This is a genomic window from Micromonospora sp. NBC_00330 (assembly GCF_036136635.1).
GTDB classification, from domain to species: Bacteria; Actinomycetota; Actinomycetes; order Mycobacteriales; family Micromonosporaceae; genus Micromonospora; species Micromonospora salmantinae.
In genome coordinates, this window is record NZ_CP108012.1 from 4,081,368 (window position 1) to 4,102,775 (window position 21,408).

At 72.0% G+C, this 21,408-nt stretch carries 24 protein-coding genes and 3 tRNA genes; 14 read left to right on the forward strand and 13 right to left on the reverse strand.

The annotated features are described in order from the left end of the window. Positions 1-96 precede the first annotated feature (96 nt). Positions 97-831: a GNAT family N-acetyltransferase gene (locus OG598_RS18320; RefSeq protein WP_328650312.1), complete on the forward strand. Its 735-nt coding sequence runs from the start codon at positions 97-99 to the stop codon at positions 829-831. A gap of 177 nt (positions 832-1,008) precedes the next feature. After that, positions 1,009-1,470 carry a winged helix-turn-helix domain-containing protein gene (locus tag OG598_RS18325; protein ID WP_442931513.1) on the forward strand — a complete coding sequence of 154 codons (462 nt, stop codon included), beginning with the start codon at positions 1,009-1,011 and terminating at the stop codon, positions 1,468-1,470. 63 nt (positions 1,471-1,533) lie between these two features. Here OG598_RS18325 and OG598_RS18330 read toward each other — a convergent pair. The 3 genes from OG598_RS18330 to OG598_RS18340 form a co-directional block, all read right to left on the reverse strand. After that, positions 1,534-1,608 (reverse strand) — tRNA-Val (locus tag OG598_RS18330). A 13-nt stretch (positions 1,609-1,621) separates the two neighbouring features. Beyond that, positions 1,622-1,692, reverse strand: a tRNA-Cys gene (locus tag OG598_RS18335). 34 nt (positions 1,693-1,726) lie between these two features. After that, positions 1,727-1,799 (reverse strand) — tRNA-Gly (locus tag OG598_RS18340). A gap of 387 nt (positions 1,800-2,186) precedes the next feature. On the opposite strand from OG598_RS18340, the gene OG598_RS18345 reads away from it, so the two are divergent. The 3 genes from OG598_RS18345 to OG598_RS18355 all read left to right on the forward strand — a co-directional run bounded on the left by OG598_RS18345 (position 2,187) and on the right by OG598_RS18355 (position 6,528). Further along, positions 2,187-2,789: a TetR/AcrR family transcriptional regulator gene (locus OG598_RS18345; RefSeq protein ID WP_210783237.1), complete on the forward strand. Its 603-nt coding sequence runs from the start codon at positions 2,187-2,189 to the stop codon at positions 2,787-2,789. A gap of 85 nt (positions 2,790-2,874) precedes the next feature. Next, complete coding sequence (locus OG598_RS18350; RefSeq protein WP_328650313.1) at positions 2,875-3,456, forward strand: TIGR03086 family metal-binding protein; 582 nt, start codon at positions 2,875-2,877, stop codon at positions 3,454-3,456. Between the two features lie 141 nt (positions 3,457-3,597). Then, positions 3,598-6,528, forward strand: a complete 2,931-nt coding sequence (locus OG598_RS18355; protein WP_328650314.1) for a M36 family metallopeptidase — start codon at positions 3,598-3,600, stop codon at positions 6,526-6,528. A 106-nt stretch (positions 6,529-6,634) separates the two neighbouring features. On the opposite strand, the gene OG598_RS18360 is transcribed toward OG598_RS18355, so the two are convergent. Continuing rightward, positions 6,635-7,528, reverse strand: a complete 894-nt coding sequence (locus OG598_RS18360; protein ID WP_328650315.1) for a hypothetical protein — start codon at positions 7,526-7,528, stop codon at positions 6,635-6,637. A gap of 150 nt (positions 7,529-7,678) precedes the next feature. Here OG598_RS18360 and OG598_RS18365 point away from each other — a divergent pair, with 150 nt between their 5' ends. From OG598_RS18365 to OG598_RS18385, 5 genes are all read left to right on the forward strand, one after another. Beyond that, a complete protein-coding gene (locus OG598_RS18365; RefSeq protein ID WP_328650316.1) occupies positions 7,679-8,347 on the forward strand; it encodes a class I SAM-dependent methyltransferase in 669 nt (222 codons plus the stop codon). 9 nt (positions 8,348-8,356) lie between these two features. Next, complete coding sequence (locus OG598_RS18370; RefSeq protein ID WP_328650317.1) at positions 8,357-9,535, forward strand: cytochrome P450; 1,179 nt, start codon at positions 8,357-8,359, stop codon at positions 9,533-9,535. 35 nt (positions 9,536-9,570) lie between these two features. Next, positions 9,571-10,419 carry a polysaccharide deacetylase family protein gene (locus tag OG598_RS18375; protein ID WP_328650318.1) on the forward strand — a complete coding sequence of 283 codons (849 nt, stop codon included), beginning with the start codon at positions 9,571-9,573 and terminating at the stop codon, positions 10,417-10,419. Between the two features lie 89 nt (positions 10,420-10,508). After that, on the forward strand, positions 10,509-11,441 hold the full coding sequence (locus tag OG598_RS18380) for an ABC transporter ATP-binding protein (protein ID WP_328650319.1): 933 nt from the start codon (positions 10,509-10,511) through the stop codon (positions 11,439-11,441). Next, positions 11,438-12,259 carry an ABC transporter permease subunit gene (locus OG598_RS18385; protein WP_328650320.1) on the forward strand — a complete coding sequence of 274 codons (822 nt, stop codon included), beginning with the start codon at positions 11,438-11,440 and terminating at the stop codon, positions 12,257-12,259. The genes OG598_RS18380 and OG598_RS18385 overlap by 4 nt, the downstream gene beginning before the upstream one ends. Before the next feature lie 36 nt (positions 12,260-12,295). Here OG598_RS18385 and OG598_RS18390 read toward each other — a convergent pair whose 3' ends face one another. The 4 genes from OG598_RS18390 to OG598_RS18405 are packed head-to-tail and all read right to left on the reverse strand — an operon-like array spanning position 12,296 to position 16,457. Then, positions 12,296-12,973: a response regulator transcription factor gene (locus tag OG598_RS18390; protein ID WP_112585029.1), complete on the reverse strand. Its 678-nt coding sequence runs from the start codon at positions 12,971-12,973 to the stop codon at positions 12,296-12,298. Further along, positions 12,973-14,544, reverse strand: a complete 1,572-nt coding sequence (locus OG598_RS18395; protein ID WP_328650321.1) for a sensor histidine kinase — start codon at positions 14,542-14,544, stop codon at positions 12,973-12,975. The genes OG598_RS18390 and OG598_RS18395 overlap by 1 nt, the downstream gene beginning before the upstream one ends. A gap of 54 nt (positions 14,545-14,598) precedes the next feature. Then, the gene (bioD, locus tag OG598_RS18400) at positions 14,599-15,324 is read right to left on the reverse strand and encodes a dethiobiotin synthase (RefSeq protein ID WP_091400737.1); all 726 of its coding nucleotides are present in this window, start codon (positions 15,322-15,324) and stop codon (positions 14,599-14,601) included. Continuing rightward, positions 15,321-16,457, reverse strand: a complete 1,137-nt coding sequence (locus OG598_RS18405; RefSeq protein ID WP_328650322.1) for an 8-amino-7-oxononanoate synthase — start codon at positions 16,455-16,457, stop codon at positions 15,321-15,323. Before OG598_RS18405 ends, bioD begins: the two co-directional genes overlap by 4 nt. A gap of 156 nt (positions 16,458-16,613) precedes the next feature. Between OG598_RS18405 and bioB the strand changes: the two genes are divergently transcribed. Genes bioB through OG598_RS18420 form a run of 3 tightly spaced genes read left to right on the forward strand, consistent with a single transcriptional unit; the run spans position 16,614 to position 18,314 of the window. Further along, on the forward strand, positions 16,614-17,609 hold the full coding sequence (gene bioB, locus OG598_RS18410; protein ID WP_328650323.1) for a biotin synthase BioB: 996 nt from the start codon (positions 16,614-16,616) through the stop codon (positions 17,607-17,609). A gap of 5 nt (positions 17,610-17,614) precedes the next feature. Beyond that, positions 17,615-17,803 carry a biotin synthase auxiliary protein BsaP gene (gene bsaP, locus OG598_RS18415; RefSeq protein ID WP_328650324.1) on the forward strand — a complete coding sequence of 63 codons (189 nt, stop codon included), beginning with the start codon at positions 17,615-17,617 and terminating at the stop codon, positions 17,801-17,803. Positions 17,804-17,807: 4 nt separating this feature from the next. Beyond that, a complete protein-coding gene (locus OG598_RS18420; RefSeq protein WP_091400729.1) occupies positions 17,808-18,314 on the forward strand; it encodes a GNAT family N-acetyltransferase in 507 nt (168 codons plus the stop codon). A gap of 1 nt (position 18,315) precedes the next feature. On the opposite strand, the gene OG598_RS18425 is transcribed toward OG598_RS18420, so the two are convergent. Then, on the reverse strand, positions 18,316-18,840 hold the full coding sequence (locus OG598_RS18425; RefSeq protein ID WP_328650325.1) for a DUF488 domain-containing protein: 525 nt from the start codon (positions 18,838-18,840) through the stop codon (positions 18,316-18,318). A 71-nt stretch (positions 18,841-18,911) separates the two neighbouring features. Between OG598_RS18425 and OG598_RS18430 the strand changes: the two genes are divergently transcribed. Next, on the forward strand, positions 18,912-19,400 hold the full coding sequence (locus tag OG598_RS18430; RefSeq protein ID WP_328650326.1) for an SGNH hydrolase domain-containing protein: 489 nt from the start codon (positions 18,912-18,914) through the stop codon (positions 19,398-19,400). Between the two features lie 153 nt (positions 19,401-19,553). On the opposite strand, the gene OG598_RS18435 is transcribed toward OG598_RS18430, so the two are convergent. From OG598_RS18435 to OG598_RS18450, 4 genes are all read right to left on the reverse strand, one after another. Further along, positions 19,554-19,829 carry a hypothetical protein gene (locus OG598_RS18435; RefSeq protein WP_328650327.1) on the reverse strand — a complete coding sequence of 92 codons (276 nt, stop codon included), beginning with the start codon at positions 19,827-19,829 and terminating at the stop codon, positions 19,554-19,556. A gap of 63 nt (positions 19,830-19,892) precedes the next feature. Next, positions 19,893-20,213 (reverse strand): Imm32 family immunity protein, encoded by a 321-nt coding sequence (locus OG598_RS18440; protein WP_328650328.1) that lies wholly within the window; start codon positions 20,211-20,213, stop codon positions 19,893-19,895. A gap of 398 nt (positions 20,214-20,611) precedes the next feature. After that, a complete protein-coding gene (locus OG598_RS18445; RefSeq protein WP_328650329.1) occupies positions 20,612-21,016 on the reverse strand; it encodes a barstar family protein in 405 nt (134 codons plus the stop codon). Between the two features lie 87 nt (positions 21,017-21,103). After that, the gene (locus tag OG598_RS18450; protein ID WP_328650330.1) at positions 21,104-21,382 is read right to left on the reverse strand and encodes a hypothetical protein; all 279 of its coding nucleotides are present in this window, start codon (positions 21,380-21,382) and stop codon (positions 21,104-21,106) included. Positions 21,383-21,408 lie beyond the last annotated feature (26 nt).

The window sequence follows — 21,408 nt, forward strand, 5'->3', positions numbered from 1 at the left end:
TGGAACGATCGACAAAGTACCGCCGGTCACAGCCGCCGAACCGAGCCGTTTCCGCTGGCCGAGAGCTGTGCCGACCCCCGCGTTACGATCCAGATCATGGAGCCTCTCGACGCGGTGCTGGCCGCGCACCGGGCGTACCTGCTCGGTTGGAACATCGGTGTCGCCGGGGGGCCGGACCTCCCGACCTACCGCAGTGAGGTGCCGCACGCACCCCTCAACGGCGTGCTGCGGATGGTCGGGCGCACACCGCAGGACGCGCTCGGCGAGGCCCGGAAGCGCCTGCACGGCGTACCCCGGATCTGGTGGGTCGGCCCGGACAGCGACGCCGGCACCGCGGACGGCCTGGTCTCCCTCGGCGCGGTGCAGGTCGCCCGCATGCCGATCATGACCGTGGAGATCGGGGCGGTGGCCGAGGTGCCGACTCCAGCCGGCGTGCAGATCGCCGAGACCGCCGATCTCGCCGCGTTCGTCCCGGCCTATGCCCGGGTGTCCGGAATCCCGGCGGACGGTGTGGCGGCGACGATCGAACGGGAGAAGGCGTTCACCGGCGACGGCACAGTGCTCCGACTTGCCGGTCGCCTCGATGACGGCCGGATCGTCGCGACGGCCGTCGCCTGGATCAGCCACGGTCTGGTCACCCTCTACTTCGTCGGCACCCAGCCGGAGCAGCGCCGCAGGGGCATCGGCGCGGCCATGACCAGGGCCGCCCTCGATCTGGCTGGCGAGCGGGGTGCCCGCATCGCCGCCCTCACCTCGTCGGCCGTCGGTGAGTCGGTCTACCGCGGCCTCGGCTTCCGGCCGGTGGGCGAGTTCCGCCTGTTGACCTTCTGAAAGCGAGCGCCCGACCCGGTGAGACCCCGTGGATCACCGGGTGGCCGCCCGCCGGAAACCATTGACTACGGGGTTCAGACAGCGTTGTCTTTTACTGGCGCCTGGGGAGGTACGACAGTGATCGACGATGTGTCCCTCGTGTTCTGCGTGACCGCCGACGTGTCGGTGCGCGAGCGGATGGTGCGGCGGCTGGACGGACTCGGCACCCTGGTCATCTGCACCGACCTCGCGGAGTTGCAGGCAATGATCGGCGGGCCGGTCATCAGCGGGCCGGCCCGGCTCCCCACCACCGCGTCCGCCCCCGCTCCGGCCCTAGCCGCAGCCGCTCCAGCCGGGGCCGGCCGGATCAACCTCGGAGACCTCACCATCGACCCGCTCGAGCATCGGGTGACGTGGCGCGGAGAACCGCTTGCCCTCACCCGACTCGAGCGCAACCTGCTCACCCAACTCGCTACCGCACCGGTCGGAGTCTGGACGTACCAGCGGCTCTTCGAATCGGTCTGGGGCTGCGCGTTCCTCGGCGACACGTCGGTCCTGCACTCAGCCGTGAAGCGATTACGTCGCAAACTGCACGCCGTCGACGACGCCCTGCGCGTGCACACAGTGCGAGGCATCGGCTACCGGCTCAGCGTCGACTGATGCCGTGGCGCCACAAGCGAAACGGCCCGTCACCGGGTCTTCCGGTGACGAGCCGTTCTCCTCTGGTGGGCGATACTGGGTTTGAACCAGTGACCTCTTCCGTGTCAAGGAAGCGCGCTCCCACTGCGCCAATCGCCCGTGCTTGTTGCCGAGGTGGGGACGGGATTTGAACCCGCGTACACGGCTTTGCAGGCCGTTGCCTCGCCTCTCGGCCACCCCACCGAGGTTGCCCCCGTCATACGTGGCGGCAGCTCCGAGCGGACGACGGGATTCGAACCCGCGACCCTCACCTTGGCAAGGTGATGCGCTACCAGCTGCGCTACGTCCGCACGCCCCCGGACGTTCCCGGGTGACGGATGAGAACTTTAGCCGAGTGGGTGTTTGACTGCCAACTCGGGGTCGCCTCGGCGCGTCCCGGGTGGTCGGGGCTGGAGCGGAGTCACTTCCGGCCGGCTTCCTAGGTGGCTGACCTGGTGCCTGGATCCGGCACGGACCGTCACACTCCGACATTCCTCGGCAATGATCGTCATCATCGCGTCGCATGCCCGACCATCGACGTCCCAGCGACCCGACACCGGGCAGCGGACCTCGATGAACACTCTCCGTGGAACGACCGACGACACCCGAAAGAAGTGTCCGGCTTCCGACTGTCACCGCGTGGATCGGCGCGTGGTGGTAACTGTTCGTGTTCAGTCGGATGGGCTACGGTAACGGTCGTGACGAGACGTGCGGCCGAGATCCGCCTGGATGCCCTGCTGCGCACCGCCTGCGACGTGATCGTGGAGCGCGGTCTTGCCAACACCCGGACGGCGGACGTGGCGAATGCCGCGGGCGTGAGTCAGGCGTTGGTCTTCTACCACTTCGCCACCAAGGAGCGGCTGCTCGCACAGGCCTTCGCGTACGCGGTCGAGCAGGATCTGGCCCGCCTGGACGCGGTGACCCGCTCCTCGGCCACACCGCTGACCAAGCTCCGCCGGATCCTCAAGCTCTACACACCGGCCGGGCGGGCGACCTCCTGGTCCATGTGGATCGACGGCTGGTCCGAGTCGCTGCGTACCCCCGAGTTGGAGAAGGTCTCCCGGCGGCTCGACCTGCGCTGGCGACAGGACCTGGCCGCGGTGATCACCGCCGGGGTGGCCGACGGCACCTTCCAGTGCGCCGACCCCGACGGTGCCGCCTGGCGGATCAGCGCGGTGATGGACGGCCTCGCCGTCCAACTCGCCGTGCACGACCGGGTGATCTCCCGCCGCCAGTTCGGCGAGTGGGTCCGGCTGGTCACCTCCCGAGAGCTCGGCCTGGACCCGGCCGACCTGGACTGAGCTGGGTAGCCAGCACCGGCCCCGCACCGGGCCGGGCCGGGCAAAACGGGCTCAGTCCGCCCCGTCGACCGGAACAATCGGCAGCATGGACCTCCTGGAGGCGTACCGCCGGAGCCTGGCCGAATTCATCGACCGGGTGGATCAGATCGAGCCTGGCCAGTGGTCCGACCCGACACCCTGCTCGGACTGGGACGTCCGCACGCTCGTCAATCACGTGGTGACCGAGGACCGGTGGAGCGTTCCGCTGCTTGCCGGCCGGACCATCGACGAGGTCGGCGACCGGCTCGACGGTGACCAACTCGGCGCCGACCCGATCTCGACGGCTCGGGAGGCCGCCGCGCAGGCCGAGGTCGCCGCCACCCACCCCGGCACCATCGATCGCACAGTGCATCTCTCCGGCGGCGACACCCCGGCCACCGAGTACCTCCAGCAACTCCTCGCCGAGCACCTCGTGCACGGCTGGGACGTGGCGGTGGCGATCGGCGCACAGCCCCGGCTCGACCCGGACGCGGTGCACGCCGCCGCCCAGTGGTTCGCCGGCCAGATCGACGCCTACCGGCGCAACAAGCTGGTCCACACCGGCGTACAGGTGCCCGACGACGCCGACGAGCAGGACCACCTGCTGGCCGCGTTCGGCCGCGACCCCGACTGGGCGCCGAACGCCTGAGCCAAATCTCGATCTGTTGGTGCGATAGCGGCTCGGGACCTTGCCGTGACCTCGGGAGACTGATATCCACAGATGCGCATGCGTCACCGCGCATCTGTGGCCGGCGACTCGCCGGCCATCCCGCTCCCACGAGGAGGTCCCGTGCCACAACCGGAGTGGTCACCCCCGATGAGCCGGCGTCGACGCCGGCTCATCGCCATCCTGGCGACGACGGCGACGGTCGCCGCGCTGCTCCCCACCGGCGTGAGCACCGCGGCCCCCACCGGCGGCGCGGCGTCCGCCGAGCGCCGGTCCGGGCCGTTCGCCGAGGGACACGCGCCCGCCGACGCCGACAACCGCACCGGTACGGCGGCACCCGACGCCCGCCAACGCGGCCTGGCCCGCGCCGTCGACCCCGACGTCCGGTGGAACCGGCTCGGCACCCCGCAGGCGCTCGGCCCCGGCCGCACGCCGCTGGCCAGCGGGCTGCCCGCCGACCCGGAGGCCGCCGCCCGCGCCTACCTGGCCGCCAACCACGACCTGTTCGGCATGGACGCCGCCACGGTGGCCAGCATGGAACGGGTGCTGGTCCGACCGATCGGCAGCGGCACAGTGGTCACCCTCCGGCAACGCTTCGGCGACCTGCCCGCCGGGCCGGACGGCCTCGTCACCCTCGCGGTCGCCGACGGCACGGTGCTCTCGGTCAGCTCCTCGTTGGCCCGCAACACCGGCACGCCGGCGCCGGCCACCCGCACCGCCGAGCAGGCGTACGCCGCCGCGCTCGCCGACGCCAAGCTGACCGCCGAAGCGGTGGCCAGCCACACCATCCGGTCGGTGGCAGTGCCCACCCCGCTGGACGGGCCACGGGCCGCCTACGAGGTGACCATGATCGGCGCGGACACCGAGCACCCGGCCGCGTTCACCAGCTACGTGGACGGCAGCACGGGGCAGGTGCTGGTCCGCGAGGACCTCGTCGACTTCGACTCCGACAACCCGAGCTGGGCGGTCTTCCCGGCCACCCCGCCCCGCGACCTCGGCCCCGGGCAGGACCCCCGGGTGCGCTGGTGCGGCGACCCGGCCCCCGGCTGCCAGGCCGCCTTCCGCGACCCGGCCACCGGCCAACCGTGGGACATCGACGCTGCCACCGGCACGCCGACCTTCACCTCGCGCGGCAACTCGGCCAACACGGTGCTGTCCTGGGGTGCGAACACCCCGGTCGTGCCGGCCCCCACCAGCCCGGAACGCCGCTACGAGTACCAGTTCACCGACCAGTGGCACCAGGCGAAGTGCAACCCGGGGGTGTTCACCTCCGCACAGCGCAACGACGCGGACGCGTCGATCGCCAACCTCTTCGCCATGCACAACCGGATGCACGACTGGTCGTACCAGTTGGGCTTCACCGAGTCGGCGTGGAACCTCCAGGCGGTCAACCTCACCCCGTCCGGTCTGGGCGGTGACGCCGAGCAGGGCCGCGCCCAGCAGGGCGCGCTGACCGGCAACCGGAACAACGCCAACCAGGGCACCCCGCGCGACGGGCTGCCGCCGACCACCAACATGTACCTCTGGCAGCCGCAGGCCGGCGGGCCGTACCCGCCGTGCGTGGACGGCGACTACGACATGACGGTGATCGGTCACGAGTACACCCACGCGATCACCAACCGGATGATCGCCGGCCCGGACAGCGGCATCAGCGGCCACCAGGGCGGGTCGATGGGTGAGTCCTGGGGTGACCTGCTCGCCGCCGAGTACCTCTTCCAGCACGGGCTGCGCGCGCCCGGCGAGACTCCCTTCATCACCGGCGGCTACGTCACCGGCAACCTGGTCAGCGGCATTCGCAACTACGACCTGAGCCGCAGCCCGCTCAACTACTCCGACATCGGATACAACACCGCCGGGCCGGCGGTGCACGCCGACGGGGAGATCTGGGGCGCCACCAACTTCCGGGTCCGCTCGGCCCTGGTGAAGCGGTACGGCCTCGGCACCCCGCAGCGGCAGCTCGACTGCGCGCTGGGCAAGGTCGCGGCAGATCAGTGCCCGGGCAACCGGCGCTGGTCACAGCTGGTCTTCGACTCGTTCCTGCTCCAGGCCGCCAGCCAGGTCAGCATGCTCGACATGCGCGACAACATGCTCACCGCCGACCTGCTCCGCTTCGGCGGCGCGAACCAGGACCTGATCTGGGCCGAGTTCGCCCGCTCCGGAATGGGCCGGGACGCCGCCACCAACGGTGCCGGCGACACCGACCCGACGCCGAGTTTCGCCTCGCCGCGCGGTGGCAACGCGACGCTCACCCTGCGTCCGCGCGGGGACAGCGCCGAAGCGCCGATCCGGGTGTACGTGGGGGCGTACGAGGCGCGGGCCGTGCCGGTGGCCGACACCGACCCGGCGACGCCGATCCCGGACACCCTGGAGATGGTGGCCGGCACGTACGACCTGCTCGCCGTGGCCCCCGGGTTCGGGCACCAGCGGCTCAGCGCGGTTGCCAAGTCCGGTCAGGACGGGTACGTCGACCTGCGGATGAGCCGCAACCTCGCCTCCACCGCATCCGGTGCCACAGTCACCGGCGACGGGGTCAACCTGGACCGGGTCCTCGACGACACCGAGGCGACGAACTGGGCGTCCCTGGACGGGGTCGCCGGCCGGCAGCTCACCGTGGCGCTGCCGGGCGACGCCCCGCAGACGGTCAAGCGGGTGAACGTCAGCGCGATGCTGCGCCCGGCGATCACCGGCGACGCCGACACCGGCGCCCAGAACGCGCTCAGTGCCCTGCGCTCGTTCGCGGTGTCCGCCTGCAACGCGACGACCACCGACTGCGCGGATCCGACGCGTTGGCAGCGCATCTACACAAGCGCGGGGGACGCGTTCCCCGGCGGGGCGTACCGGGCGTACAGCCGCGACATCAACCTCCGGACGTTCGCGGTACCCACCACCCTCGCCACCCACCTGCGCCTCGAGGTGCTGGCGAGCCAGTGCACCGGCGGCCCGAGCTACGCGGGCGAGCAGGACGACGACCCGGCCACGACGACGGACTGCGCGACCGCCAGCCCGGCCCGGAGTCAGGTCAGGATCGCCGAGTTCCAGGCGTTCTCGAAGTGACACGGTGGGGCCGGCGGATGTCCGCCGGCCCCACCGCCCTCGATCAGCGGTGCGCCCGCCGCCAGGGGTCGGCTACCGCCGGACCGTTCCCAGCACGGGCCCTCGATCAGCGGTGCGCCCGACGCCAGGGGTCGGCTACCGCCGGGCGCTCCCAGCGCCGGTCCACCGGGGGACCGTCGCCCTCGTCGGTGTCCCCGGCCGCGGCCCGGGTCAGGTGCCGCAGTCGCAGCAACAGCCCCACCCCGAGGAAGAGCAGCAGCCCGCCGAGCAGGAAGGCGACCTGCACCACGCCGAACGCGCCGGACTGCGAGACCGGACGGTTGGCCGCCGGTGGCGCGGCCTCGCCCGGGTACTCCACGGCCGGCTCCTCCGTCGCCGTGCTCTCGCCCTCGGCCGGCGCGCTAGCGGATTCGGTGGGCTCCGGCGGGGTCGCCGTCGGCTTCGGCGTACTGGTCGGGGCGCCGCCCACTCCCACCACCGAACGGGTGGCGGTCTGCCGGGCCAGCAGGCGCAGGTTGGCGTCGTACGCCTCGGCCGCGAGGGTGACCCGCCCCTGGGTGACGTCCTCGGCGAAGGCCACCCGGTAGCGGGCCGTGACGGTGCGGCCCGGGCAGAGCGTGCCCGGGTCGAGCTGCCGGTCGGTCAACCGGGCCACGTCACCCTCGGTACGGATCTCCAGCGGAAAGTCGCCGTTCTCCTCCACCCGGTCCATCTTCACCTGGTCGAGCCGGAGGCCGCCCTGCACGGTGAGCACCATCGACCAGCGCACCTTCGCGCACCTGGCGCGCCGATCCGTCTGGGAGACCACAGCGGAGATCGTCCGCACCTGTTCACCGGCGGTGAACCGTCCCGGCAGGCCGCTCATCTCGGTGGTGAAGGCCGCCTGTGCCGGGGCGGCCACCGCCAGCTCCACCCCGCTCAGACAGGCCAGCACCACCCCTGCCCTCAGCGCATACCGCCACACCGTCACCACCGCCGTCCTCCGTTCGGTTGCCTCCACCCCGCAACGCTAGAAGCGGGGCACCGCGCCGACCAGACGGGTGTGTTCGCACCGGACGGCAAGGACGGGGCGCCTTTTCACCGACCGTGGTGAACCGGTCACCGCTCCCCCGCGACACGCCGGGAGTCGGGCCGCTGGGAGAATCACGCGGTGTCCGAGCTCTCCAGCACGTTCGTCCGGCTGCACGCCCGGCTGGCCCCGGTCCCCTTCGTTCCCGAGGTGCTGCTGCACCAGGCGGACGAGCCGATCGGCCTGTGGGAGCTGACCGAGGGCGAGTTCTCCAGCGACCGGCCGCCGCCGTTCTGGGCGTTCGCCTGGGCCGGCGGGCAGGCCCTCGCCCGCCACGTCACCGACCATCCGGAGCTGGTCGCCGGCCGCCGGGTGCTCGACCTCGCCTCCGGCTCCGGCCTGGTGGCCATCGCCGCCGCCCGCGCCGGCGCGGCGTCCGTGCGGGCCGTCGAGGTGGACGAGCTGGCGGTGGCGGCGGTCGCCCTCAACGCCGAGGCCAACGGGGTACGCGTCGACGCCGAGTTCGGCGACATCCTCGACGGCGACGCCGGGGACGCCGAGGTGGTGCTCGCCGGGGACGTCTTCTACAGCGAGGCGATGGCCCGCCGGGTGCTGCGGTTCCTGCTGCGCGCCGCCCGGGCCGGCGCGCCGGCGCTGGTCGGTGACCCCGGCCGGGCGTTCCTGCCCCGGGACCGTTTCGACGAGGTGGCCGGGTACGACGTGCCGGTGCCGGAGGCGCTGGAGAGTGTGCGGGTGAAGCACACCACCGTCTGGCGGCTGCGGGCCGGGCTGCCGGGGGCCTCCGGCTAGCGTGTCCGGGTGCTGTTCCGCAGCTGGGCGCAGGTGACCGACCCCGCATGGCCGGACGTGGCCCGGGTGCCGGACCACGTCGGCGGCACCCACCTGGTCGTGACCCGGCACGCGCTGGTCCGCCAGGTCCTCGCCGACCCGGTCACGTACCGGCCGGACAACGCGCTGGACGCGGTGACGCCGATGCCGGTGACCGCGCTGCGGGTGCTCGCCGGGCACCGGTTCCGGTTGCCGCCGACCCTGGCGAACAACTCGGGCGTCAGCCATCCGCAGATCCGGACGATCGTCGCGGAGGCGTTGCACCCCGCCCGGGTGGCCGCGCAGCGGCAGTGGCTCACCGCGCTGGTCCGGGACCGGGTCGCCCGGATCGGCGCCGCGCTCGACGCCGGCGAACCGGTCGACCTGTACGCGGACCTGGCCGCCGACCTGCCGCTGCTGGTGCTGGCCCGGCTTGTCGAGTTGCCGGACGCGCCGGTCGGCGCGGTCAAGGAGTTCGCCCGCGCCGCGCTGGAGTTGTTCTGGGCACCACTGGACGCCGACCGGCAGGTGGCGCTCGCCGCCGAGGTGGGCCGGTTCCACCGGGTACTGCGTGACTTCGCGGCCGTCGGTGGCGGTCTGGCCGCCGAGCTGCGCGCGGCCGGGCACCCGCCGGACGTGGTGGTCGGCGCGCTCTTCTTCCTGTTGGTCGCCGGGCAGGAGACCACCTCGCAGTTCCTCACCCTGCTACTGCACCGGCTGGCCAACGAGCCAGTCGTCCGGGCCGGCCTGCGCAGCGGGGAGGTCGCGGTGGCCGACGTGGTGGAGGAGGGGTTGCGGCTGGAACCACCGATCGTCACCTGGCGGCGGGTGGCGACGACGGAGAGCACGCTGGGCGGCACGCGGGTGCCGGCGGGCAGCAGCCTCGTGCTGTGGCTGGGCCGCGCCGGTCGGGACCCGGCGGTCGTGGAGTCGCCCGACGAGTTCCGTCCGGGCCAGCGTGGATCACGCCGACACCTGGCGTTCGGGGTGGGCGCGCACCGCTGCGTCGGGGACGTGCTGGCCCGGATGGAGGCGGCAGTGGTGGTGGCCGAGGCGACGCCGCTGCTGGACGGGGTGACGGTGCTCCGTCCGCCCTGGTGCCCGGACAATCTCACCTTCCGGATGCCGGACGCGTTCGTGGTCCGCCGCTCCCCGGGGTCACCGGGCTGACCGGATCCTGACATCCGCTCGGTATGTTTCCGGGCGTGTCAGCCATCCCCACCCGTCGGATCCCTGCCGTCGTAACGCTTCTGGCCCTGCTGGCGTTGACTGCCTGCACAGTCGGTCCCAGCCACCCGGCGCACGCCCGGCAGGTCACCGCGGCTCAGCCGACTCCGTCCGCCTCGACGCCGACCCCCTCGGCCTCGCCGTCGCCGACAGCGAAACCCGCGTTCAAGAGCCTGGCCTGGTACGTGTCCCAGGTGCCGACGTTTCCCGAGGCACCGCAGCCGCAACCGGTGACGCTGCCCACCACCGGTTCGGCGGCGTTCTGGCATCGCCTGCCGACCGACCAGAAGGTCGCCTTCATCACCATCGACGACGGTGGGTTGGCCCGCCCGCCGGGAGTGATCGACTTCATCTGGGAGGCGCGTATCCCGGTGACGATGTTCCTCAACTCGCCGGCGGCGGCGGAGCACACCGACTACTTCCGGCAGATCGAGGCGGTGGGCGGGGTCGTGGAGAACCACACCATCAACCACAATTCGCTGGCCGGCCGGTCGTACGACTACCAGAAGCAGGAGATCTGCGGCGCCTCCGACAAGCTGGAGGAGCTGTTCGGCAAGCGGCCCACCCTGTTCCGGCCACCGTTCGGCGAGCATGACAGCACCACGCTGAAGGCCGCGCACGACTGCGGCGCGAAGGCGGTCTTCCACTGGACCGAGACCGTCCACGAGGGGAAGGTGCGCTACCAGACCCCGGAGAGGGTGGTCCAACCCGGCGACGTGCTGCTGATGCACTTCCGACCGGCGCTGATGGACGACCTGCTCGCGGCGTTGAAGGCGATCCACCGGGCCGGGCTCACCCCGGCACTGTTGGAGCAGTACGTACGGTGATCGTCCCGTCGCCGACCTGACGAAAGTCAGGGGTGGATGGTGCCGTTCGGGCGCGGCGGGGTGGCAGGCCGCTCGCCTAGCGTCAGCGCATGATCACATTACGTGGGTTGACGAAACGGTTCGGGTCGACAGTCGCTGTCGACGCGTTGACAGTCGACATCGCGCCCGGCCGGGTCACCGGCTTTCTCGGCCCGAACGGCGCCGGCAAGTCCACCACCATGCGGATGATCCTCGGGCTGGACCGTCCCACCGCCGGGCAGGCCCTGGTGGGCGGGCGCGCGTACCGGGAGCTGCGTCGGCCGCTGCACGAGGTGGGCGCGCTGCTCGACGCCCGGGCCATCCACCCGGCCCGGTCCGGCCGGGCGCACCTGCGGGCCATGGCGCACAGCAACGGCATCCCGACCCGCCGGGTCGACGAGGTGCTGGACACCGTCGGGCTGGACGGGAAGGCCGCAGGCAAGCCCGGCCGGGCCCTCTCCCTCGGCATGGGCCAACGGCTCGGCATCGCCGGGGCGCTGCTCGGCGACCCGCCGGTGCTGATGTTCGACGAGCCGGTGAACGGCCTCGACCCGGACGGGGTGCGCTGGGTGCGGCAGCTGACGCGCTCACTGGCCGACGAGGGGCGGACGGTCTTCGTCTCCAGCCATCTGATGAGCGAGATGCAGCTCACCGCCGACCAGCTCGTGGTGATCGGCCGGGGACGCCTGCTCGCCGACTCGCCGATCGGCGAGGTGATCGCCCGCAGCACGGTAGCGGTCCGGGTCCGCAGCCCGCACCCGGACGGGCTGGCCGCGCTCGCCGCGCGCCTCACGGCCGCCGGGGCGAGCGTCGAGGCGGCCGACCGCAACGAGCTGACCGTCACCGGCGCCACCGCCGACCAGGTCGGCGACCTGGCCCACGAACTGGGGGTACGACTGCACGAGCTGAGCGCGCACGCCGCGTCGCTGGAGCAGGCGTTCATGGAACTCACCGCCGACAGCGTCGAGTACGCCGGTGGTCCGACCGGAGGTGGGCAACGATGAGCACGCAGACCGACGCGGGCACCCGCCCCGCCAGCACGCCGGCCGCCGGTGCGCCGGCCACCTTCCGGGGGGCGGCGGCAGCCGAGTGGACCAAACTCTCCTCGGTGCGGAGTACCTGGTGGACGGCACTGGCCGGGCTGCTGGTGATGTTCGCGAGCGCCGGCCAACTGGCCATCTACGTCGCCAACGACAACACCAACGACGACCCGACCGACGACCGGGGGATCGTCACCGTCGGCAGCGTGCTGATCGACTCGGTCGAGCTGACCCAGTACGTGGTGTTGGCGCTGGGCCTGCTCGCGATCACCGCCGAGTTCACCAGTGGCACCATCCGCACGACGTTGCAGTGCACCCCGTCGCGCGGTCGGGTGCTGCTGGCCAAGGCCGCGGTCGCCGGTGCGGTCACCTTCGCGCTCGGTCTGCTGCTCGGCGGCGTCGGCGCCCTGGTGGCCCGGCCGGTGCTCGGCGAGTGGGGCAGCGCCCCGGCCGCCGACACGATCGGCGACATCGTGGCGGTGGCGACCTACCTGGCGCTTGTCGGTGTGCTCGCCCTGGGCCTCGGCGCCGCGCTGCGCAGCGCGGTGCTCACCCTCACCGTGCTCCTCGCCACCCTGATGATCGTGCCGCTGTCGCTCCAGGAGCCGGACATCGACGCGCTGAACCGGATCGCCGACGTGTTCCCCGGCGTGGCCGGCGGGCACTTCCTGGCCGGTGACACCGAGCCGTACCCGCCAGCGGTCGGGTTGCTCCTGCTCGCCGGGTGGGCCGCCGCCGCACTGCTGCTGGGCCGGGCCGCACTGCGCCGCCGCGACGCGTAAGGCAGGTCGGCTGAGCGGGGGCCCGGGAGCCCCCGCTCAGCCGTCGACCAACCCCGCCTCGTACGCCAGGATCGCCGCCTGCACCCGGTTGCGCACGTCCAGCCGGGTGAAGATGCTGGTCAGGTAACTCTTCACGGTGCCCTCCACGAGGTGCAGCCGGCGGGCGATCTCGGCGTTGGAAAGGCCCGCCCCGACCAGGGCCAGCACCTCCCGTTCCCGCTCGGTCAGCCCGGCCGCACGCTCCCGGGCGGCGGGTCGGCGGGCCAGCCGGTCGGCCCCCAACTCGATCACCCGGCGGGCCACCCTCGGCGACAGGTACGCCCCACCGTCGGCGACCGCGTGCACACCGGCGATCAGCTCACGCGGGTCGCCGGCCTTGAGCAGGAACCCGCTGGCACCGTGCCCGAGCGCCCGGGCCACGTGGTCGTCCTCGCCGAACGTGGTCAGCATGATCGTCGCGGTGTCCGGCACGACCCGACGGATCTCGGCGGCGGCGGCCAACCCGTCCAGCCGCGGCATCCGGATGTCCAGCAGCGCGACCCGGGGTCGGTGGGCCCGGACCAGCTCCACCGCCGCGTGCCCGTCGCCGGCCTCGGCGACCACCTCGATGCCGGGATCGCTGGCGAGGATGGCCCGGACACCGGCCCGGATCATCGCCTCGTCGTCGGCCAGCACCACCCGGATGGGCGGTGCCCCCGTCGTGTCGGTGTCCACTACGCGATCCACTCCTTGCTGACCAGCCGGCCGTCGGTGAAACAGAGTCGCCAGGTCGGCGCCGCGAGGGGAAAGTTGCCGTCGGTGTAGTACTCGCAGTCGGCCCGGTCGACCGGTGTCGGGCGCTCCAACTTCCGCCGGGGCAGCCCGACCAGTTCCGACCGGGCCGCGCCGACGCGCATCTGGTCGAAGGCGGCCCGGTCCAGCACCGTCCCGGCGGTCGCCACCGGGTAGTAGACGAACGAGAGCACCAGGGCGAAACCGACAGGTGCGACGAGCGCCACCAGCAGGCTGCGCCGAACCCGCCGGCGGGCATCGTGCAGCCGCCGTTCGGCGTCCATCGGCCGCTCCGCCGGACCCTGTCGCTCGTCGGACCATGACGTCGGCCCGACCTCGGCCGCCGAGCCGATCGCCTCCGGCGGCGCCGTGGTGGCCGGCAACACCGCCCGTACCGCGAACCCGCCGTCGACCCGGTGGCCGGCGTCGAGCGTCCCACCGGCGAGGCGGACCCGCTCGGCGAGGGCCAGCAGCCCACTGCCCTGCGACGGCGGGGCGGGCAGCGGCCCGGCCGGCGGAGCGTCGTTGACGACCGTCACCTCGACCCGGTCACCGTCGCGGGTGAGGCGCACGCCGACCGGGGCGCCCGGCGCGTACCGGGCCGCGTTGGTCAGCGCCTCCCGGACGATCCGGTGCGCCGCGTGACCGGTCATCGCCGGTAGGTCCGCCACCGCCGGGGCGGCGTCCAGCCGTACCGCCATGCCGGCCTCCCGGGCACCGTCGACCAGGTCGGCCACGGTCTCCCCGCTCGGACGCAGCGACGCGCCAGCCTCCTCGCGGAGCACCCCGATGATCTCGTGCAGTCGCTCGGTGGCGGCGGAGACGCTGGCCCGCAACTCCCCCGCCGCGGCCCGGTGCCTGTCGTCCAGGTCGGCGGCGACCTCCAGGGCGGCGGCGCGCAACGCGATCAGGCTGAGGTCGTGACCGAGCGAGTCGTGCATCTCCCCGGCGATCCGGGCCCGCTCACGCAGTCGAATCCGCTCGGCGGCACCACGTTGCTCGCGGGTCAGCGCGTCGACGTGCCGGCGACCGGCGTCGGTCAACTCCTGCTGTTGGCGGCGGTACCGGCCGACCAACCAGGGGAACACGGCGGCGAAGAGCAGCACCGAGGCGAGCAGGAACCAGGTGGCCGCGCCGGCGCCCAGCAGCCCCAGGTTGAGCGCCGTGCCACCGACCGTGATCAGCACGAAGACCATGATCGCCGGTCCCACTGTGACGCTGCGCCGCCCGGCGAGATAGCTGAAGACCGGAATGGCGAACACGAAGTTGCCATCGACCAACGACCCGAGCACCGCGAGCACCAGGGCGACCAACGGCTGACGTCGACTCGCCACCACCGCCACACCGAGCAGCAGCAGCTTCCCGACCAACAACGGCAACGTGTACCGCGAATAGGGCGGGCTGACCTCGGCGTAGCCGACCGGGGCGGCCACCACCGCAAAGAGCAGCACGTCCAGCAACAGGCGACGCCGCCGGTACAGCCACGCCGACGGCGGGGAGTCGAGGATCCGCACGGCGGTCAGGCTACCCACGCCCGACCTGCGCGGACACCGACGAAAGTCAGGTGTTCAGCCGCTCTCCTCGGCCCAGACCCGCCAGTCGTCGAGCACACCGTGCAGGGCCGGGGTGAGCCAGCCCGGCGCGGACCGCCGGAACACGCCCGGGTCCATCGCGCCCGCGCCGTCCGGCAACGCGCCGAGCAGATTCGGCACCAGATCGGTGAGGTTCGTCCAGTGCACCAGCTCCGGCCGGGCCGGCCAGGCGCCGATCACCACACCGGCCGGCACCGCCCTACGGTCCAACGCCTCCAGAGTCAACGCCGTGTGGTTGAGCGTGCCCAACCCGGCGCGAGCGACCACCACCGCTGGCGCGCCGAGCGACACCGCCAGGTCGGCCATCGTCCACGGCTCCCCCGACGGCCGCAGCCCCATCGGCACCAGCAACCCGCCCGCGCCCTCGATCAACACGAGGTCGTGCTTGTCGGCCTCCGCGCGGACGGCGTCCACCGCCGCGTACAACTCCAGCGGCGGCAGGTCGGCGACCCGCGCGGCGGCCAACGGGGCGAGCGGGTCCGGGTAACTGGCCAGGGTCCGACCGGTCAGCGGCGCAGCCAGCCGGTTGACAGCGTCCACGTCGCCGGGTTCACCGCCGGCCGTACCGGTCTGGCCCGGTTTGACCACCGCCACCCGCAGCCCGGCGGCCTGCGCGGCGGCCGCGATCGCCGCGGTCACCACAGTCTTGCCGACCTCGGTGTCCGTCCCGGTGACCAGCACCGACCCCGCCCACCCGGTCATGGCGCAGAGTCCACGATGACGTCCAGCGCCCGTTCGAACGCCGTCCGGGGCACCCCCGCGCTCACAGTGAGGCGCAGGCGGGAGCGGCTGTCCGGGGTGGATGGTGGCCGGAAACAGCCCACCGCGACGCCCCGGTCCCGGCAGTCCGCGGCCCAGGCGGTCGCCGCCTCCGGCCCCGGGGCGGTCACCGAGATCACCGCCGCGTCCGGGGCGGAGACGGTCAGCCCGGCCGCCCGCAGTCGACCGACCGCCAGTCCCACCCGGTCGGAGAGTTCGGCGCGCAGGTCGTCGCCGGCCCGGGCGAGCCGCAGCGCGGCGTGCACACCGGCGGCGACCGCCGGCGGCAGTGCCGTGTCGAAGATGAACGTGCGCCCGGTCTCGACCAGATGCCTGACGAACTCGGCCGGGCCGGCGACAACGCCACCCGCGCCACCGAGTGCCTTGGACAGGGTGGCGGTGACCACCACGTCCGGCTCGCCGGCCAGCCCGGTGGCCGCCACCGCGCCCGCGCCGGCCGGGCCGGTCAGGCCCAGCGCGTGCGCGTCGTCGACCAGCAGCAGCGCGCCGTGACGGCGGGCCACTGCGTGCAGCCGAGCCAGCGGGGCGAGATCACCGTCGACCGAGAAGACCGACTCGGTCACCACCACCGCCGGGCGGCCGGGAGCGGCCGCGAGCGCGGCGGCTACCGCGTCGACGTCGGCGTGCGGGGTGACCACCGTCTCCGCACCGGAGATGCGGCAGCCGTCGATCAGCGACGCGTGGTTGTGCGCGTCGGAGACGAGCAGCGTCCGAGGTTGGACGAGCGCCCGCAGCGCGCCGAGGTTGGCCAGGTAGCCGGAGGAGAAGACCAGGGCACCGTCGGTGCCCAGCCAGCGGGCCAGGTCCTCCTCCAGCGCCCGGTGCGCGTCGGTGGAGCCACGGACCAGTCGCGACCCGGTAGCCCCCAGCCCGTACGCCGACAGGGCAGCCGTGGCCGCGGCGATGACGTCCGGATGGGTGGCCAGGCCGAGGTAGTCGTTGCCGGCCAGATCGGTCATCTGATCGTCGGCCGGACGCGGATGCAGTCGCCTGGTGAGCCCGGCCTTCGCCCGCAGCTCCGCGCGGCGGTCGAGCGCCGCCAGCCAGTCCGCCACCGTCACCCTCCCCCGCTGTGCGTGCCGGTCAGCCCGACACCCGCCGGGCGAAATTACCACCCGCCGCCACCGGCCCGACGATTCCACTCGGTGCGAGGTGCCGACCGGGCCGCCAGGTCATTCCGGCTGATCGGAGAGCCTTGTAGGGTACGAGCCATGCCAGAGATCCTCGACCAGGCCCGGACCCAGGTCCTGGGTGACGGTGTCGGCCTCGATCAGGCCGGCATCCTCGCCGTGCTGAACCTGCCCGACGAGCACCTGCCCGCCGCCCTCCAGCTCGCTCACGACGTGCGGATGCGCTGGTGCGGCCCGGAGGTCGAGGTCGAGGGGATCGTCTCGCTCAAGACCGGCGGCTGCCCGGAAGACTGCCACTTCTGCTCGCAGTCGGGCCTGTTCACCTCGCCGGTGCGCTCGGTCTGGCTGGACATCCCGTCGCTGGTCGAGGCGGCGAAGCAGACCGCCGCGACCGGGGCGACCGAGTTCTGCATCGTGGCCGCGGTCCGCGGTCCGGACCCCCGGCTGATGAAGCAGATGCGCGAGGGCGTCGCCGCCATCAAGGCAGCTGTCGACATCCAGGTCGCCGCGTCGCTGGGCATGCTCACCAAGGAGCAGGTCGACGACCTGGTCGACATGGGCGTGCACCGCTACAACCACAATCTGGAAACCTGCAAGTCGTACTTCCCCAACGTGGTCACCACGCACTCGTGGGAGGAGCGCTGGGAGACGCTGCGGATGGTGCGCGACTCCGGCATGGAGGTGTGCTGCGGCGGCATCCTCGGCCTCGGTGAGACCGTCGAGCAGCGGGCCGAGTTCGCCGCGCAGCTCGCCGAGCTGAACCCGCACGAGGTGCCGCTCAACTTCCTCAACCCACGCCCCGGCACCCCGCTGGGTGACCGTCCGGTGGTGGAGGGCAAGGACGCGCTGCGGGCCATCGCCGCCTTCCGGCTGGCCATGCCGCGCACCATCCTGCGGTACGCCGGCGGTCGCGAGATCACCCTCGGCGACCTCGGCACTCGTGACGGTCTGCTCGGCGGCATCAACGCGGTGATCGTCGGCAACTACCTGACCACGCTGGGTCGACCGGCGACGGCCGACCTGGAGCTGCTGGACGAGCTGAAGATGCCGGTCAAGGCGCTCTCTGCCACGCTGTGACGACAATGACGACGACGGACCTGTGGTGCGACCGGTGCGGTGAGTCGACGACGGCCGCCCACCCGGCCTGCGCGTCGGCCCGCCAGTTGGAGCCGCCCCGGTTCTGCCCCCGCTGCCGTCGCCGGATGAAGGTGCAGGTGCTGCCGGTGGGCTGGTCGGCGGTCTGCGTCGAGCACGGCGAGATCCGGGGCTGAGCCGGTGCTGCGAGGGCGAGCGGTGACACTACGACCGGCGACGGTCGCGGACGTGCCGGCCCTCGCCGCGATCCGGGCCGACCCTGAGGTACGCCGGTGGTGGCGGGGCGGCGACGACCTGGCCGACTCCGTGCGCGCCGACCTCGCCGACGACGACCTGCACGTGTACGCGATCGAGCACGACGGTCGGGTGATCGGCGCGATCCAGTGGTACGCCGAGGCGGACCCCGACTACCGGCACGCCAGCCTGGACGTCTTCCTCGACCCGGCGGAGCGCGGCGCCGGCCTCGGCGGTGACGCCATCCGCACCCTGGCCCGACACCTGATCGACGAGTACGGCCACCACCGCTTCACCATCGACCCGGCCGCGGCGAACAGCGCCGCCATCCGCGCGTACGCGAAGGTTGGTTTTCGCCCGGTCGGGGTGCTGCGCCGCTACGAGCGGGGCGCGGACGGCCGTTGGCACGACGGCCTGTTGATGGACCTGCTCGCCGACGACCTGGTGGAGTGACTCAGCCGTCCCACAGCAGGTGGCCGTCGGGCAGTCGGCGGGCGCCCTCGGCCGGCCGGTGCGGGTTGAGGCGGCCGTCCGGCATCAGGTGCGCCACTGGGACTCCGCTGCCCAGCGTCGCGACATCGGCGATCAACCGCCGGTGGCAGCGCCACCACACGCTCTCGCTGCACATGATCGCGGTGGTCCGACGCGCCCCGGCGAGCACCTCGGCGAGCGCGTCGTCGAACTCGGCCGTCCGGGTGTGGGCGGCGTACGCCCGGAATGCCGCGACCGTCCACCAGGTGTCCGGCTCCGGCTCCCCGGCGGGGACGTGCCGTCGTCCGCCGAGCCGTGGCTCCCAGCGGTAGTCGATGCCCCACTCGGGCAGCCACCGTTCGAGTTCCTCGCGGCGAACGTCCGGGTTGGTGCGGCTGGCTGGGTATCGCCGCACGTCCACCACCTGGGCGATCCCGGCCCCGGTCAGCAACTCTCCCAGCCGGCCCCGATCGGCAGCGCCGTGCCCGACGGTCAGCAACTCCCGCACGATCGTGGCTTGCCCGGAATCCCGCCGACCTATCCACCCGGGTTCGCCGGGGGCCGGGCGTTGCGGTCAGCGTGACCCAGATTCCGCTGGTGGACGGCAGTCCGCCACCACCGGGCCCGGCGACGACGGACGCGCAGACGGCCGCGCTGTCGGAGACCTGGTCGGAGATGACCAGGGCCGGGCTGCCGCTGGTCGTCATCCGGGACACCCCGTCGTTCGCTGTGGACATCACCGAGTGCGTCTCGGCAAATCGCGAACGGCTCACCGCCCGCGCGCAGCCCCGGCAGTGCGCGCTCACCTGGGGCATACCGCAGGAGCGCGCCGCGGCCGCGATGCCCGGCGTACGCCTGGCCGACCTCAACAACGCCATCTGCCCCACCGAACCGTGCCCCGCGGTGATCGGCGGGCTGCTCGTCTACCGGGACGCGCATCACCTGACCGCCACGTACGCCCGCAGCCTCGCCCCTTGGCTGCACGACCGGTTGCGTCAACTCGTGCCACAGCACCTGCCGGGAGGGAGGCATTGCCGCAGATCTTGGACAGTTTCCGTTACGGCGTAACGGAAACTGTCCAAGATCTCGTCGCGGCGGACGTGACGATGAGCATCGTCAGCGAGGCGGGTCGACCGTTGGTGTACCTCGGCTCGGCCAGCTCGACAGCGGTCTGCGCCAACACACTGACCGCGGTGTCAGCATCCTCGGGAGCAACGGCGATCATCTCGGCCGCATCGGTCCACACCACCAAACCCGGTCGACGCCGGCAATCACCAGGCCGCCGAATATGGAGTCGGCCAGCGCGTCCCAGCTGTAGTTGCTCGCCAGGGGCGGGTCGAGCGGCAGTGTCCCCCGGACGGCGTCGAAGAAGGCGTCCCGTCCGCCACCTGCTCCGGTCGACAACGAATACACCCGGATGCTCCGCGTGCGGGCGGACGCCGTGGCGGCCTCGATCTCCGAGGCCGCCACGGCCACCACACCTGACCTGAAATTCATACCCTCACCTGAATAGGCGAATGCCGCTGAAGCAGCAGTCCCATGGCGGGGAGGGCAGCGAATTTACTTCTTCTCAACTTCAATCCTGAGGGCTGTCGAACCTTCTTCCAGCCATCCACAATACGAATCGAAATCGAAGTGCCGACCGTCGGGCACCTCATCCTGCACCAGCGTCAGCAGGTGTCTGGCAAGAGAGCGCAAACCCGCGGGATTCCCGGAGATCACGACCGTCCGCTCCGGGGCGTCCCGCACCTCTGCCCGAAGAACGGTCTCGTCGTCCCACCACGTCGCAACACCGTATGCGGGATCATAGGGAATCGCATCGACGGTGATCGGTGTTGTAGGTCGACCAACGGACCCGCCAGCCTCTACGGGGTGTGCCATCCCGGCTCCTAGGATAGATAGCGTAAGTGTTCTGGACCTGGCCGACGACCTACACGACTAACTCAGGCAGGCCCAAGGACGGACGTCGTCAGCGACACGGCCGCACCCTGGGTCCGCGAAAAGCGTCCCAGCTCTGGTCACGCGCCTGCATATACCGCCGCCCGGAGGCCGCCGTGGCGCTCAAACCTGCGCCGATCCCGTGATCCGCTGTCACGGTCTCGACGCGGCCGCGATCTCATCTTCCAGGGACAGGGCCTCGTGCTGGCTTCCCGCAGCGCGCCATCCTCCACCAAGGACATGGACGGCGTGCATCCGCGTTCCGTGCCGGCGGACAGGCGCCGTGGCGGCCTCGATCTCCGAGGCCGCCACGGCCACTGCACTTGGACGGGTTCACACGCTCAGTTGATGACGGTAAGCACTGTCACCGAAGTTGGCCGATCCTGCGTGTGCTGGGGCTCAGCCAGTGTGGCAGCGACGTCAGCTAGTACCTCCATCGCGATGGAGGCCTCGCTTGGATCCGCAGCCGCCATCTCCGCCGCGTCCGCCCATATCAGCAGGACCCGTCCGGCACCGAGTGCGTACAGACCGCCGAACACCGAATCCGACAGCGCGTCCCAGCTGTGGTTACTGATTAGAGGAGGGTCGAGCGGCAGCGTCGCACGGACGGCGTCGAAGAAGGCGTCCCGCCCGCCACCCACCCCGGTCGAAAATGAATACACCCGGATGCCCCGCATGCGGGCGGACGCCGTGGCGGCCTCGATCTCTGAGGCCGCCACGGCGATCAGACCTGGAGAAAGCTTCACACCATCACCTGGTCACGGGCTACCGCCACGGAGGTTGCCCTACGGGTTCTGCCAGCGGACCAGCCGGATGTCGCCAGCTGGTAAACCCTATAACGGAAAGTTGTTATTCCAGGGCGCATCCAGCTGCTCTGGATCCGCTCCAGCTTCAAGCACGGCTGCGTCCACTTCCCCAACTTCCTCGACGATCCTCAGGTAAGGCGTTTTCATATCTTCCTCGAAAAAGCAATCGTCATCGTCGACAAAATGTTTTGGCACCTCGATCGCTGCGACTCTGAACCTGCCATCCGGAAGAGGCAGCACCCAGACCCACGAATAGCTACCATCGTTGCCGCTCAATCTTGGAGCCGAGACATGCGCCTTTGTCATGACTAGGCGGTTCTTAGCTTGAGCCC